This is a genomic window from Schaalia sp. ORNL0103, assembly GCF_019429565.1.
Taxonomy (GTDB): Bacteria; Actinomycetota; Actinomycetes; order Actinomycetales; family Actinomycetaceae; genus Pauljensenia.
Map to the genome: position 1 here is coordinate 271,463 of NZ_JAHXSA010000001.1, position 14,177 is coordinate 285,639.

Below are 14,177 nucleotides of genomic sequence, written 5' to 3' on the forward strand. Positions count from 1 at the left end.
TTCAGGGCCGTGAGGCTTACAAGCTGTCGGCGTAGGGGCCAAAGTCGATGACGGCGGCCTCGTGGTTGTAGCGCTGCTCCGGGGGAGGCAGCTGCATGTAGTCGCCGTATCCGCGGCGCAGCAGCGCGTCGTACTCGTTTTGGATCATGACCGTGATGTCTTCGAAGGGAACGTCGCGGGTGGGGAAAAACTCCTCCTCGCGCACGATCCAGTTCTGCGGGTCGCGCATCGTGAAGTCGGCGTACACGCCCGTGCCCGCGCCTTCGTAGCGGCGAACCGCGCGCTCCCAGCGCTCCTGCAGGCTGCGCGGCGTGGCCCGCACGGCCTTGAGGCCCAGGTGCGCGAGAGTCGTCGCCGAGAAGATCAGCGCTTTCTTCCACGCGGGGGTGTTGATCAGGTGCGGACGAGGCGTGCCCTGCAGGAACAGGAGGCGACCCCACCACCACGACTGGCGCGACATCTCCTGGAAGGCCTTCTCGTCGTCCGGAATCTCATCCAGAGGCAGGATGTCCAAGAAGAAGGGCATCCGGTACTTCGAGTCCTTGTCCGCCTCGGGGATCAGCAGGGTTCCCGGCATGACCATCTTCGTGAACATGAAGGGGAAGTCCTCGCGCGTGCGCGTGTTGTCCAGGCGGAAACGCTCATCCAGCAGCGCGGGCGCCTCTGCCAGGAAGCGCTCGTAGTCGGCGCGCGTCATCATCACGTCGATGTCGTCATCCCAGGGGATGAAGCCGCCGTGGCGGATCGCGCCAATCGCGGTGCCGCCGTAGATCGCATAGGACACTCCGATGCGGCGGCACACCCGGTCGAGCTCGGCCAGGATCAGCGTCAGGAGCTTTTGGACCTTGCGCAGGTCGGCGTCGGGCGTCGTCATAAGTCCTCCGAATACGACTAAGCGGGTGGGCGCGCCTGCGCCCACCCGCCATTGTCTCACGCCTGGGAGCTCGTGACCTTCTCCGTTCGCTTGGGAAGCAGGTCACCCCAGTTGGAGGTGGCCGCCAGGACCGTGCCCACGAGGATCACGATGCAGCAGATGACCTGCGTGAGCGTCGGAATCGTGTGCGGGGGGAACGCCAGGGCGAAGATGATCGCCCACGCCGAGTAGGAAATGTTCAGGGCCATGCCGCGCGAGGCGCCGATCGCCGACAAAGCCTTGTAGTAGAAGAGGTACGAGGCCGTGCCCGCCAGGCCGGCCAGGGCCACCACGCCCGCGGACAGGTGGGCCAGCGAGTGGAGCGTGAAGCCAAAGACGCCGGCGATGGGCGCAACGATGAACAGGTACACGGCCGCCGAGGTCGTCTCGCGGATCTGGAGGGCCACCTCGTTATCCACGGCCTCGTCGCGCATGCCCCACGTGAGGATGACGGCCTCGGATCCCCAGCCGATCACGCACGCCAGCGCGCCGACGACGCCCAGGATCGCGTTGCCGCCCTCGATCGGCTCCGACGTCGCAGACCAGCCGGTCGCGACGATCGCGCCAAGCGCGACCAGGAGGGCCGCGATCTGGCGGGGCGCCATCCGCTCCTTCAAGAGAATGAAAGCCAGAAGGGTGCCCAGCGCCGGGTAGAACGTCGAAATAATCGCGGTGAGGCCGGGGCCGATGTTGTCGATCGCGATCAGGTAGCCGCTCATGCCGATTGGGCCGCCCAGGAGCGCCGCCACGATCACCGACTTACCCGGGCGGGTGCGCAGCGCCTTCACGGTGTCCGTTAGGCGACCGCGCACACCCATGTAGACCAGCAGGATCAGCGCGCACGCGACGTCGTGCAGGACAGCCCCGGCGAGCGCTGACTGACCAAAGTCGAGGAACGGTGTCATGGCCAGCGCAATCGCCAGCACTACCGTGTCGAGGCCCCACAGGGCACCCGAGAAGAAGCCGTAGCGCTTGCCTCCGTGCTGAGTTTTCATGCCAGTTCACCTTCCGTCGAGATCTGAGTGCTTGAGGCTGCCTCGTAGGCTGCGAGCAGGGAATCGAGCGTGCGTGTCGCGTGCGAATAGTAGGTGTAGAGCCATTCGCCCACGTCGTCACCCTCGGCCTCCTTCACGAGGGCCCACACGTACCAGCACCAGCCGGCGAACACCTCGTAGGCGAAGAAGTGGCGCTCCTCGGCCTCGCTGGGCGCGTGACCCAGGTAGTACTCGAGGGCGGCGGCCGCGCGCTCGCGGGTCATCTCCGGTGTGCACACGACCATCGTGCCGAAGTCGGCGGCCATGTCCGACATGCCCGCGTACTCCCAGTCGATGAGGCTGATCTTTCCGTCCTTGTCCACCAGGAAGTTCGGCGGGAAGAAGTCGTTGTGCGAGGGGACTTTATCGAAGCCGTCCGTGTCCGCGAAGGTCTTCAGCCGCAGGACCTTGTCGCGCAGCTCAAAGTATCCGGGCACGTCGATGGGACCAAAGGCCTTGAGGAGGCCCTCGTAGCGCAAGCCCTCGGTGACAAAGTCGAAGGAGCGGTCCAGGATTCGACCGGAGGTGTGCAGCGCGCGGTCCATCTCCATGGCCGCCTTGAGCTCCTCGGGGCGGGTGACGTCCAGGTTGCGCACGTCGCGCACGAAGCGCGAGATCTTCCAGCCCGCCTCGGGGTCACCCGTGAGGAAGGTGTCGTCGATGCCGAGCTCGGCGGCCAGGCGCAGGCCAGCAAACTCCGCGCTGCGGTCCACGATCTTCTCCGTGCCGATGCCGGGGTGGCGGTAGACGTACTCGTCGTCTCCGACCGCGAAGTGGCACGACAGGTTCGTGATGCCCTGCTTGAGGGGGTAGAAGTCGCGGATGTCGGCCTGTGTGCAGCCCAGTGTGTCGACGATGTGGTCGAATACCTCGGAGTCCACGTTCTCCATGAACAGGGGGTCGAAGCTGCGCAGCTCGTCGACCGAGTCGAACTCGTGGATGACACCGTCCGGGTAGCGGCGGATCACCATGTCGAACGACTTGATGTGGTCGAGGTAGATGGACTCCCACAGCTTCGACACCGTTTCGGGCAGGTGATAGACCTGTTCGAGGATCTCGCGGAACTTCGCGGAGAAGACGCGGTCGAAGTAGACGTGGCCGAGCATGACCCACGCGTCGGCTCCGCCCACGGTTGCGCCCGTGATGCGGTCGCCCGGACCGGTCTTGATGCACCACTCGTCGGTGGGGCCCTCGACGTAGTTCGCCGAGTAGTAGGCCTTGTAGACGTAGGGCTCGAAGGGGTTCGTGGTGAAGTAATCGTCCGAGGAGCACACGTAGGTGTTGTCCAGGCGGTCCTTCACGAGCCAGAGGGACCCGTTGTTGTTGCGCGTGGAGTACTCGCGGTTGACGACGATGTCGACGCCGTACTTGTCGGCCAGGTAGAAGAAGTATTCCTTCTTGTAGCCCACGACCAGCGCGATGTTCGTGATGCCGGCTTCGTGGAGCTGGCGGATCTGACGCTCGACGAGGATCTCTCCGCGCACCTTGAGCGTGCCCTTGGGGCGCTCGTAGCTGATGGGAGCGAAGCGCGAGGACAGGCCCGCGGCCATGATGACGGCGCCCGTGACGCGGTAGGGCTCGAGGGCCTCGCGGCCCGCATCGGTGATCGCGCGCTCGTCGATGTAGCCGGCGGCCTCGCACTCGCGGGTGGCGGTGTTGACGCGCCCCAGGCTCATGCCGGTGGCCTCCGACAGTGCCCGCTGCGTGAGGGGGGAGTCGGCCTTGGCCAGTGCGTTCAGGATGTTGAATTGGGGCTCGCTGAGCGTGCCGACGTTGGTCGTGGGCATGCGATCACCTTTCGTTCATGGAAGCCACTTGGGCGCTACATGTTCGAGCATAGCACTGTTAGGTGGATTTGTGAACGGTTTGGGTGTGAAGTGTCTATCGACGAGGCTCGGGCGCCTTTTCGGGGGAGCGTTGCCACAGGAAAACGGCCAGGCCAATCGCAAGCGCGCCAGCGACAGTGCCAAGGATCCATACGGCCATCGGTCCGATCGGAGCCGTTGGCCACCACCACTCGTTCCCCGCGCTGAGGTTCCGCGTCGACAGGTCGATGGGGTAGCCGTGCTGTGTACGCCCGAACGCGTAGCGCTCGATGACGAGGTAGAGAGCCCGGGCGTTAGTGAGCGCCCATGTCGCCGCCACGAGCCCCGTGCCCACGCGCCCAGCGATGCTGGTGGGGAGTCGGAATTCCTCGCTGCCCACGCGCCGCCCCTCATCGTTCGCACGTGCGGGGGAGGGAGCCAGGAGCATGAGCAGGAATACCGCAAAGAGCGGCAGCATGTAGCGCGGCTGGTAGGTGAGCACGTTGTTGAAGTGTCCGCGCAGGCCAATCACCACGGGAACGCCCGTGATTGCACCGGCCACCGTGATCGCCGACAGAGCCTTGCGCCAGGACGGTGAGCGCAGCGACCAGCACAGGACGGCGACGACCACGACGGAGGCGCCGTAGGACACGGTGCCCTGGTAGGACACGTCGTTCCACCCCGGTCCCAGCAGGTGTCCGACGAAGCCGCGCAGGTAGTTGGGGAGTGAGGACACGTTGAGCCACGCGATGTGTTTGAGAGAGTATTCCGCCAGTTCGTTACCCGAACCCAGGTGCGAGGCAGCCACGTTCGTGCGCGCCATGACCCAGATGCCCACGACGGAGGCGACGCATGCCAGGGTTGCCTCGGGAATGATGCGCCTGCTGAGCGGTACCGCGAAGGCCAGGGCGACAGTGACGACGAAGAGGAAGAAGGCGCTGTCGCCGCGGGACGTGCACGCCAAGACCGCGCCGGCCAGGGCACAGGCGATCAGACCTACCCGGCGTGGCCCCACCGAACGGGTGGCGGCCAGTAGCCCAGCAGCAAATGCAAACGTGCCCGTCATTGCCCACGACGACGGGTTCATGCCGGCGACGAAATAGAAGCCCATCGGCAGCCACGCAACCGTCACGGCGACGCTGATCGCGCGCTTCAGACCCGAATCAGCCAGTGCAATGATCGCGCCGATCAGGCCGATCGCCAGCAGCGTGTTCACGGTGCGCAATGCCAACACCGCGTGGCTCGTCGAGCGCTGCACGAACAGGTGAGCGAACTGGTAGTAACCCCAGGGGTAGTTGCCGTCGTCCCAGCGCAGGGTCGGCGCCAGCTCCTCGTCCGATGCGTTGAGGGCGCACAGAGCGGAATTGTCATGGTCGAAGGCGTAGCAGGTGACGTACTCCTTGGCCAGCGACTGTGGCACCATGACGGCCTTCTCGCCGTCCTTGGTGGAAATCTGGCAGCCCGTCTTGTCCACCGGGGGAGGGCACCACATCGAACCGACGTGGAAGTCCTCGTCCGGGGAGGAGCCGACCGGGGACGCCACGACCCACGCCAGCGACGCCGCAACCACCGCGGCAACGAGGATGAGCACCGCGACGAGCGTACGGCGCTGCGGGGTGGACGTGGACATGCGGCGGCCTCCTTCGGGCGCGGTCGACTCAGGAATGGGCGGCGGCGCGGAATGCCTCGATGTGGACGGAAGCGGCGCGGGCCCACGTGAACTCGTCGGCGCGCGGAATCGCCGCCGCGCCCAGCGCCGCGCGGCGAGCAGGGTCATCCAGTAGCTCGGTGAGAGCGGAAGCAATCGAATCTGGGTCGATATCGCAGTAGGCGACGGCGTCGCCGCCAACCTCCGGCAGAGAAGTCAGTCGGGTCGTCAGCGTTGCTGCGCCGCAGCTCATCGCCTCCAGGACCGGTAGTCCGAAGCCCTCCGCGATCGAGGGGTAGGCCAAAATGACGCAGCCCGAGAGGAAACCGGGCAGGTCCTCGAGGGGCAGGTAGCCGGGGCGCAGGACCGTCAGGTGCTCGGGCACCGAGGCCAGAGCCGGGTCGATGTCCTCGTCCCACCCCTTGCCACCGGCCAGCACGAGGGCCGGCGGATTCGGGCGGTCCGAGACGGCCTTCACCCAGCCGCGCACCAGGTTCGGCACGTTCTTGCGGGGCTCCAGCGTGCCCAGGAAGCCGATGTAGTCGCGGCCCTCCAGACCCAGGGACGCCTTGACGCGCTCGCGCTCGGCGTCGGAGACAGGGTGGAAGATCGAACGATCCACGCCGTGGTAGGCGACGTAGAACTGCGAGGGGTCTCCGCCCGCGTACTTGATGGTCTCGTCGCGCGTTGCCAGAGAGGGCACCACGAGGGCGTCCGCGCGGCGGATCGCGCGACGAATCGCCGCCGTGAAGAAGCGCTGCTTGAGGCGCGAGTGGGCCTGCGGGTGCGAGAAGAACGTCGCGTCGTGCAGCGTGATGACGACGGGCACGCCCGGGAACTGCGGAGATGTGTAGTGCGGGGAGTGCAGGACGTCGGGACGGACCCTACGGATCAGCTTGGGAAGGCCCGTCTGCTCCCACGCCATGCGCGCGGGACGGGACTCGAAACGCTGCGAAATCGGGATAATGCGGGCCGAAGGCAGGCGTGTCGCGAAGTGCTCGGCGTCGCGCTCCTGGACCGCCATCGTCAGGTCCACGCCCTGCTCGACCAGCTCGGGCACCAGATCGTCCACGTAGCGGCCGACGCCGCCCAGGTCTGCGGGGATCGCGGTCCCATCCAGCAGGACGCGGATCGGATGCGAGTGAGAAACGAAGTGGGCCACGATCATCCCCATTGGGTCGGGAGCAACAACTATTCCCCTTATCGTATGCCATTTTGCGCTCGCGGATACTTTTGTTACCGCCCCCGCGCGCCCGTGAACTACCCTGGATGTATGAGCGTCAACGTTGGAATGGTCGTCGAGCAAATGTGGCAGCCGGTGCCCGGAGGATCGGGCCGGTACATCGTCGAGGTCGCCGCTCGCCTGGCAGACCAGGGCGTGCGTGCTATCGGTATCGCCGCACGGCGCGGCGCGGGCGAGCCCACGCCGAACGAGGTGGGCCTGACCATCCCCGTGCTCAACTCGGCGCTGCCTCGCCGCGCCCTGTACGCCGCCTGGGATCGGCTGGGCACCCCCAGCGTCGACCGGATGCTCGGCGTCGGATCGGGCGGCGGAGCGGATGTCGTGCACGCGACCACGTGGGCGATCCCGCCGACCTCGCGCCCCCTGGCTGTCACAGTCCACGACGTCGCGTTCCTGCGCGACCCCGACCACTTCACGGCCCACGGCTCCGCGTACTTCCACCGCGCCCTCGAGATCACCAGGAAGCGCGCCGATGCCATCATCGTTCCGTCCCAGGCCACCGCCGACGACTGTATCGAAGCGGGCTTGGACGCCTCACGCATCACCGTCATCCCGCACGGCCTGAGCCACACTCCCGTCACCGACGCGCAGGTGGAGGAGTTCCGCTCCCGCCACGGACTCGAACGCCCCTACATCCTGTGGGTCGGCACCCGCGAGCCCCGCAAGAACCTGCCCACCCTGCTTGCGGCCTACGAGCAGATGCGTGGCACCGACCTCGACCTCGTCCTCGTGGGGCCCGCCGGATGGGGAAGCGACCCCACCGACGCGCCGCTTCCTGCCGGGCGCGTTCACGTCCTCGGACGCCTCGACGACACCGACCTGGCCTGCGCGTATGCGGGCGCCCGAGTCTTCACCTTCCCCTCGATCTGGGAGGGCTTCGGCCTGCCTGTCCTCGAGGCCATGGCGCACGGAACGCCCGTCGTGACCAGCGTGGACACCTGCATGGCGGAGATTACGGGCAGCGACGCCGGTCTCCTCGTGCCGGCCACCGACGCCTCGGCCCTGGCCGAGGCCCTCGAGGCTGCCGCCGGAAGCGAGCACGACCGGCTCGCCGCCGCCGGTATCGAGCGCGCCCACGACTACACGTGGGAGGCCTCCGCCGCCGCTCACGCCGCCATCTACGCGTCCCTGGCGGGTGACCGATGAGGGCGCGCAGCTGCAGGGTCATCCTCGTCAACTGGAAGAACGCGCCGCTCACCCTGCGCGCCGCCCACTCGATCGCCCCGCAGATGGGACAGGGGGACCACCTCGTCATCGTCGACAATGGATCCGACGACGACTCGCTCATCGTCCTGCGCAAGGGGCTCGACGAGCTGCGCGGCGCCGCCGATCCCGCGCGCGTCTCCCTCGTCAACGCCGGGACGAACGACGGCTTCGGCGCCGGTGTCATGGCAGGAGCGGCCGGCCTGAGCGAGGATGCCGTCGTCCTGCTTAACAACGACGCGACCGTGCGCGACGGATTCCTCGATGCGCTCCTGGAGCCCCTGGGCGAGGCCGTGGGCGCCACGACCGCGCTCATCCTCCTGACCGGCACCTGGCGTCCCTCCACCCCCTCCGACACGGAGTTCCTCGTTGCGCGCGACGGCAGCCGCTGGACGCGCGTCGCCGACGGAGATAGCGGCGGGCAGGTTCTCATCAACTCCACCGGCAACGAGGTCGATCACGCCGGCAACGGCTATGACCGTTCCTGGCTGGACCCCGCCAACTCCCCGCTGCCTGCCCCCGAGGTCTTCGGCCTGTGCGGCGGCGCATGTGCGATCGACGCCGACGCGTGGCGAGCTGTCGGGGGAGTGCGCACCGACCTGTTCATGTACTACGAGGACACCGACCTGTCCTACAAGCTGCGCGAGGCCGGGTACGAGGTGCGCTTCGTCGCCGGCGCCGTCGTCGACCATGAGCACGCGGCCTCCTCGGGCACGTCCTCGCCCATGTTCCTGCGGGTCAACGCGCGCAACCGCATCATCGTCGCCGCCCAGCACGCCCCCTGGGGCGTTGTCGCGCGCGCCATCGCCCGCTCGATTGCTCGGGCGGTGCGCTCGGGCGGACGGGGACCGGTGGCCCGCGGAGTCCTCCAGGGGCTCCTCGCTCTGCCTCGCGCGCTGCGCCACCGCACCGCGCTGCGTCCCCGACGATAGGGGAGTCGGCCTCGTGGACGAGGCCGGGGCCTGCGGGTGCGTCACGGCACACAACGCGGGGCGGAGCTGCGTAGCGCCTACGCCTTGATAGACTGGCTGACATGGTGAAGACTGTCCTCGTTACCGGAGCCGGTGGCTACATTGGCCGCCACATTGTTCACGCCCTGCTGGAGCGCGGCCTCGACGTCAGTGTCGTGGACTTCCGCCTCGACGGTGTCGACGAGCGCGCGCGCCGCATCGACACCCAGATTTTCAGCGGTGACGCTGATATTTACGACCAGCTCGGACGCCCGGACGTGGTCCTGCACCTCGCCTGGCGCGATGGCTTCGTGCATAACTCGCCGGCCCACATCGAGGACCTGCCCGCGCACTACCGCTTCATCGAGAACCTCCTCGAGGGTGGATGCACCCACCTGGCCGTCATGGGTTCCATGCACGAGGTCGGCTACTGGGAAGGCGCCATCGACGAGAACTCCGCGTGCAACCCCGCCTCCCTGTATGGCATCTCCAAGAACGCGCTGCGGCAGATCACGGAGCTTCTGACCACCAAGCACGGCGCGACCATGCAGTGGCTGCGCGGCTACTACATCGTCGGAGACGACGCGCACGGCTCCTCGATCTTCTCCAAGCTCCTGGCCGCCGCCCAGGAAGGCAAGAAGACCTTCCCCTTCACCACGGGCAAGAACCTCTACGACTTCATCTCCATCCAGGGCCTGGCCTACCAGATCGCCGCCGCCGTCTCCCAGGACGACGTCAACGGCATCATCAACATCTGCAGCGGTGAGCCCATGAGCCTCGCCGACCGTGTCGAAGCCTACATCCGCGAGAACGACCTGGACATCACCCTCGAATACGGGGCATTCCCAGATCGTCCCTACGACTCGCCCGGCGTGTGGGGCGACGCCACGAAGATCCGCCAGATCCTGGCAGCCGTCGACGGGGCGGGGGAGTAAGGCCGTGAAGCGCGCCGGTATTTTCCTGTTCTTCGATCCCCAGGGCCTCGTCGACGACTACATCGTGGAGTGCCTGACCTCGCTGCGCGAGTACCTCGACGAGATCCTCGTCGTCTCCAACTCTGCCCTGGACGACACCGCGCGCGAGCGCCTCCTCAAGGGCGCCACCGAGGTCTTCGAGCGCGAAAACACCGGCTTCGACGTGGGCGGCTACCGAGACGGCATCGCCCGCTTCGGCTGGGACCGCCTCGGCCAGATCGACGAGCTGATCCTCTTCAACTACACCTTCTTCGCGCCCGTCAACCCGTGGAAGAACCTCTTCGACCGCGTGGATGCCGCCGGAGCTGTGGACTTCTGGGGTATCACCGAACACGACGAGGTGCGCCCCCACCCCTTCCTGGCAGCCACCCGCATGCCGCGCCACATCCAGTCTCACTGGATCGCCGTGCGCAACCCGCTGCTCAGCTCCCCGGACTTCCGCAAGTACTGGGACGAGATGCCCCCGATCCGCTCCTACAACGACTCGATCCAGTGGCACGAGTCGCGCTTCACGGAGTACTTCGGCAACCTCGGCTACACGCACGTCGTGGCATACCCGCGCGAGGACTACCCTTCGCGCAACCCCGTCTTCGACAACGCCTCGATGCTGCTCGCGGACGGCTGCCCGATCCTCAAGCGCCGCAATCTCTTCCACGACCCGCTCTACCTGGACCGCCACGCGATCATTGGCGCGGACATGCTGGAACTTGCGGAAAAGGCCGGCTACGACACCGACCTGATCCTCACGAACCTCGCGCGCACCTCGCGTCCGCGTGACCTCGTGACCAACGCGGGCCTGACGACCGTCATCTCCCCGCGCGCCGACCAGGCCACCCTGGACGCCGCCGCCTCCCTGAAGGTCCTCGCGGTCGCACACATCTTCTACGCCGACATGGCCGACGAGATCCTCGACCGCCTGAGCGTCCTGCCCGACGGCTACCACCTGGTGGCCACGACCTCGAACGAGGAGAACAAGGCTCTCATCGAGGCGCGCGCCCAGGAACGAGGCGTGGACGCCGACGTGCGCGTCGTGTCCTCCAACCGCGGCCGCGACATTGGCGCGTTCCTGGTGGATTGCAACGACGTGCTCACCTCCGGCGAGTACGACATCGTCGTGAAGATCCACTCCAAGAAGTCCGTCCAGGACGACTACAACGCCGCCCAGCTCTTCAAGGAGCACCTCTACGACAACCTGCTGGCCTCCTCCGATCACGTGGCCGGCATCCTCGCGGAGTTCGCGGCCCACCCGGGCCTGGGCATGGCGATTGCGCCCATGCCGCACATGGGCTACCCGACGATGGGCCACGCGTGGTTCGCGAACCGCGCCCCCGCCCGCGAGTTCGCCAAAAAGGTCGGCATCACCGTCCCCTTCGACGAGCACCAGCCGCTGGCCCCCTACGGCTCCATGTTCATCGCGCGCCCGGAGGCCCTGTCCCTGCTGACCGGTGCCGGCCTCGTCCCCGAGGACTTCCCCGAAGAAGGCGGCTACAAGGACGGTTCCCTGGCGCACGTCATCGAGCGTCTCCTGTCCTACGCGGTCCTGTCGCGCGGCTACTACGTGCGCCCCGTCATGACCCCGAAGTGGGCGGGCGTGTACTACGGCTACCTGGAGTACAAGCTGGCAGCGACCTCGTCGATGATGCCCGCCTTCGCGATCGACCAGGTGCCCTTCCTCAAGGCGCGCATGGGCGCGGTCCCGAACCTGCTGGGTGCCGTCAAGACCAACATCATGGTGCGCACGCCTGGACTGGGTAACGCGCTCAAGCCGGCGTACCGCGCGGCTCGCGGCGCCGTCCATAAGATCCGATCCATGAAGGGTGAGCGATGAGCCTGGCCTCCACGATTCGGGCTGCGGCCCCCCACACGCCCCAGTCCGTCGCGCAGGCATTCAACTCCAGGTCCAACTCGATTGGGTTTTTGCGCTGGCTGATGGCCTTCATGGTCATCTTCTCGCACGCCGGACCGATTGCCGGTTTCTACGGCGGCGAGGACCTGGGCGTGCAGATCTCTAAGGAGCAGTCCATCGGTGGCGTCGCCGTCGCGGGTTTCTTCTTTTTCTCGGGATTCCTGATCACGCGCTCGCGCATGGGTCGCGCGACGATCTGGCGCTACATGTGGCGCCGCGTCCTGCGTATTTTCCCCGCATTCTGGGCCGCCCTGCTCTTCACGGTCGGCATTCTCGCGCCGATCGCCTACTGGCACACCTTCCATAACATCTCCGGCTACCTGCACCCGGCCACCGAGTCGCCGCTCACGTACTTCGTGAACAACATGTGGCTGAACCTGGGCCAGCGCAATATTGCCGGCATGGGCGAGAACCTGCCATACTTCATCCTGCACGGCGCGCGCGACTGGAACGGCTCGGCCTGGACGCTCATCTACGAGTTCAAGGCCTACATCCTGGTGGCGATCCTCGGCCTGTTCGGGGCGCTCGCGAACCGCAAGGTGGGCGGCGCCTTCGCCCTCGTGCTGATCGCCCTCAACGCCCTGCAGTGGATGGGTGCGGGCCAGGTCGCCAACGTCAACTACCTGCTGCGCGACCCCTACATGCTGATGTTCATGGGCCCCTTCGCTTTCGGCATGCTCTTCACGCTCTACGGCGACAAGATCCCCATGGACTCGCGCCTGGCGTGGGGTGGGCTGATCTTCGGCGTGCTCTCCTACGCGTCGGGCGGCTGGAACATTGTCGGTCAGTACGGCTTCCTGTACTTCCTCATGTACCTGGCGATTCGCCTGCCCCTGCAGAACTGGGAGAAGCACGGCGACCTGTCCTACGGCATCTACATCTACGCGTGGCCGATCATGGCGTTCGCCGCCTACTTCCACCTGCAGGATCGCGGCTGGATCGCCTACCACCTGACGGTCGTTGTAACCGTGCACATCCTGGCCTACCTGTCGTGGCACCTCATTGAGAAGCCCGCGATGAGCCTGAAGAACTACCTGCCCGGATGGATGGACAAGCTCATCGAGCACTTCCGTCCCACGTACGAGGCCGTGGCCCGCCGCATCGTCACGCCGGCCCTGTCCTCGACCAGGATCGCGACGGTCATGGAGGCCGAAGAAGCGGCCGCACGTACCGAGGAGGAGACCAAGTGAGCGAGAAGAAGGCCGCCGGCCAGTTCAAGGAATCCGAGTCCGGTCTGCGCGACGTCTCCTTCGACGAGGGCGTTCCCGCCGGCTCGTGGAAGCGCCGCCTCCACTACGTGCCCCTCGCTGTCCTGCTTGCGGGAGCGTGCGCGGCCACCGGCGTGGGCACGTGGTACAAGGCCACCCATCCCGCTCCTCAGCCAGCTGCGGCACCCGCTGCCCAGGCCTCGTCCTTTGCGCGCACCACGCCCCAATCCCTGCCCGAGGTCTGTGCCCCCACCCCGCGCGCCGACGTGGGCCCGTGGACGCCTGGCGTCGCCGGCACTGCGGGCTACCTGCCCACGGACGCTGCCCAGGCCTCGTTCGAGCAGTCCATGACCGGCGTGACCACGTACGTTGAGGGCCGCGACGGCTATCTGTTCCTCTCCGACGTCTTCAACGCGAACTTCTCTCAGGCGCTGGGCCGCGTACGCCCCACCCCCGAGCAGGTGAGCGCGTGGGACCGCTACATGAGTGGCATCGAGACCACCGCGAACGAGCAGGGCGCGACCGCGCTCTTCATGCCTGCCCCGGCCACGTGGGACGTCTACTCCGACAAGCTGCCCCAGTGGGCGGACCCGCTGATGGGCACGACCTCCCTGGATCTCATGCGCTCGGCGCTGCCCACCCACGCGTGGGTGGACGTGCGCGAGGGCCTGCGCGAGGCCCGCGAGGGGAGCGAGGCTCCGCTGTACTCGGCGGTCAACCCCCACTGGTCACCCTACGCCGCGCACGTCGCGTGGAACCAGACGTTGTCCTGCCTGGCCGCGGTGAACCCGCAGCTTGAGGGCCTGCCCTCCCTGACGCCGTCCGGCGTGAGCGGCGTGGACGCCCCCAACGAGTACGAGGCCCTGGGTGCCCCCGCCCAGACGGGGCCGTGGGCGGTGCCCACCTACGAGCAGGACCCGGGCAGCGTTCACCTCTTGCAGCTAGAGAGCCGTGATGAGCTGGCCGACACCGCCGCGCGCTTGGCCGAGGTCACGGGTGCCCCCGAGGTGTCCCTGGCCAGCCCCGTCGACTTCCAGAACAAGCCGGCGCTCACCTATAACCCGAACGGACGCGGCACCGCGCTCATCGTGCGTGACTCCCAGGGCAACAACCTGGGACCCGACGTGGCCGCCACCTTCGAATACACGATCCAGGTCGGCCACGCCCTCGACTCCGAGCAGCCGACGGACGTCGCCGCCCTCATCGATGCCTATAAGCCCAGCGTCGTGATCGTAGAGTTCACGCAGCGCTACCTCGCGCTCACGCCGGCCGCCGGTAAGTAGAATAGATTTC

Annotated in this window: 11 protein-coding genes; 6 read left to right on the top strand and 5 right to left on the bottom strand. The window is 67.0% G+C overall.

The window, feature by feature from the left end:
- Positions 1-16: 16 nt before the first annotated feature.
- From JJJ16_RS01240 to JJJ16_RS01260, 5 genes are all read right to left on the bottom strand, one after another.
- Positions 17-874, bottom strand: a complete 858-nt coding sequence (locus JJJ16_RS01240) for a LicD family protein (protein ID WP_219751071.1) — start codon at positions 872-874, stop codon at positions 17-19.
- Positions 875-930: 56 nt separating this feature from the next.
- Entirely contained in the window at positions 931-1,908 is a 978-nt protein-coding gene (locus tag JJJ16_RS01245) for a DMT family transporter (protein WP_219751072.1), read from the bottom strand.
- The gene (locus tag JJJ16_RS01250; RefSeq protein ID WP_219751073.1) at positions 1,905-3,734 is read right to left on the bottom strand and encodes a phosphotransferase; all 1,830 of its coding nucleotides are present in this window, start codon (positions 3,732-3,734) and stop codon (positions 1,905-1,907) included. The genes JJJ16_RS01245 and JJJ16_RS01250 overlap by 4 nt, the downstream gene beginning before the upstream one ends.
- A 94-nt stretch (positions 3,735-3,828) precedes the next feature.
- Positions 3,829-5,382 carry a DUF2142 domain-containing protein gene (locus JJJ16_RS01255; RefSeq protein ID WP_219751074.1) on the bottom strand — a complete coding sequence of 518 codons (1,554 nt, stop codon included), beginning with the start codon at positions 5,380-5,382 and terminating at the stop codon, positions 3,829-3,831.
- 28 nt (positions 5,383-5,410) lie between these two features.
- The gene (locus tag JJJ16_RS01260; RefSeq protein ID WP_219751075.1) at positions 5,411-6,574 is read right to left on the bottom strand and encodes a glycosyltransferase family 4 protein; all 1,164 of its coding nucleotides are present in this window, start codon (positions 6,572-6,574) and stop codon (positions 5,411-5,413) included.
- A gap of 99 nt (positions 6,575-6,673) precedes the next feature.
- Between JJJ16_RS01260 and JJJ16_RS01265 the strand changes: the two genes are divergently transcribed.
- From JJJ16_RS01265 to JJJ16_RS01290, 6 genes are all read left to right on the top strand, one after another.
- Positions 6,674-7,789, top strand: a complete 1,116-nt coding sequence (locus JJJ16_RS01265; RefSeq protein ID WP_225904954.1) for a glycosyltransferase family 4 protein — start codon at positions 6,674-6,676, stop codon at positions 7,787-7,789.
- A complete protein-coding gene (locus tag JJJ16_RS01270; protein ID WP_219751076.1) occupies positions 7,786-8,778 on the top strand; it encodes a glycosyltransferase family 2 protein in 993 nt (330 codons plus the stop codon). Before JJJ16_RS01265 ends, JJJ16_RS01270 begins: the two co-directional genes overlap by 4 nt.
- A 101-nt stretch (positions 8,779-8,879) precedes the next feature.
- Positions 8,880-9,731: an NAD-dependent epimerase/dehydratase family protein gene (locus tag JJJ16_RS01275; protein WP_219751077.1), complete on the top strand. Its 852-nt coding sequence runs from the start codon at positions 8,880-8,882 to the stop codon at positions 9,729-9,731.
- 4 nt (positions 9,732-9,735) lie between these two features.
- On the top strand, positions 9,736-11,598 hold the full coding sequence (locus JJJ16_RS01280) for a rhamnan synthesis F family protein (protein WP_219751078.1): 1,863 nt from the start codon (positions 9,736-9,738) through the stop codon (positions 11,596-11,598).
- Entirely contained in the window at positions 11,595-12,866 is a 1,272-nt protein-coding gene (locus JJJ16_RS01285; RefSeq protein WP_219751079.1) for an acyltransferase family protein, read from the top strand. The genes JJJ16_RS01280 and JJJ16_RS01285 overlap by 4 nt, the downstream gene beginning before the upstream one ends.
- Positions 12,863-14,167, top strand: coding sequence for an alginate O-acetyltransferase AlgX-related protein (locus tag JJJ16_RS01290; protein ID WP_219751080.1), 1,305 nt, complete (start codon positions 12,863-12,865; stop codon positions 14,165-14,167). Before JJJ16_RS01285 ends, JJJ16_RS01290 begins: the two co-directional genes overlap by 4 nt.
- The last annotated feature ends 10 nt before the right edge of the window (positions 14,168-14,177 follow it).

Excerpts from the sequence above, each read along its gene's own strand:
- JJJ16_RS01245 (WP_219751072.1), bottom strand. The coding sequence starts at position 1,908 with ATGAAAACTCAGCACGGAGGCAAGCGCTACGGCTTCTTCTCGGGTGCC.
- JJJ16_RS01270 (WP_219751076.1), top strand. The coding sequence starts at position 7,786 with ATGAGGGCGCGCAGCTGCAGGGTCATCCTCGTCAACTGGAAGAACGCG.
- JJJ16_RS01265 (WP_225904954.1), top strand. The coding sequence starts at position 6,674 with ATGAGCGTCAACGTTGGAATGGTCGTCGAGCAAATGTGGCAGCCGGTG.
- JJJ16_RS01250 (WP_219751073.1), bottom strand. The coding sequence starts at position 3,734 with ATGCCCACGACCAACGTCGGCACGCTCAGCGAGCCCCAATTCAACATC.
- JJJ16_RS01240 (WP_219751071.1), bottom strand. The coding sequence starts at position 874 with ATGACGACGCCCGACGCCGACCTGCGCAAGGTCCAAAAGCTCCTGACG.
- JJJ16_RS01255 (WP_219751074.1), bottom strand. The coding sequence starts at position 5,382 with ATGTCCACGTCCACCCCGCAGCGCCGTACGCTCGTCGCGGTGCTCATC.
- JJJ16_RS01260 (WP_219751075.1), bottom strand. The coding sequence starts at position 6,574 with ATGGGGATGATCGTGGCCCACTTCGTTTCTCACTCGCATCCGATCCGC.
- JJJ16_RS01285 (WP_219751079.1), top strand. The coding sequence starts at position 11,595 with ATGAGCCTGGCCTCCACGATTCGGGCTGCGGCCCCCCACACGCCCCAG.
- JJJ16_RS01275 (WP_219751077.1), top strand. The coding sequence starts at position 8,880 with ATGGTGAAGACTGTCCTCGTTACCGGAGCCGGTGGCTACATTGGCCGC.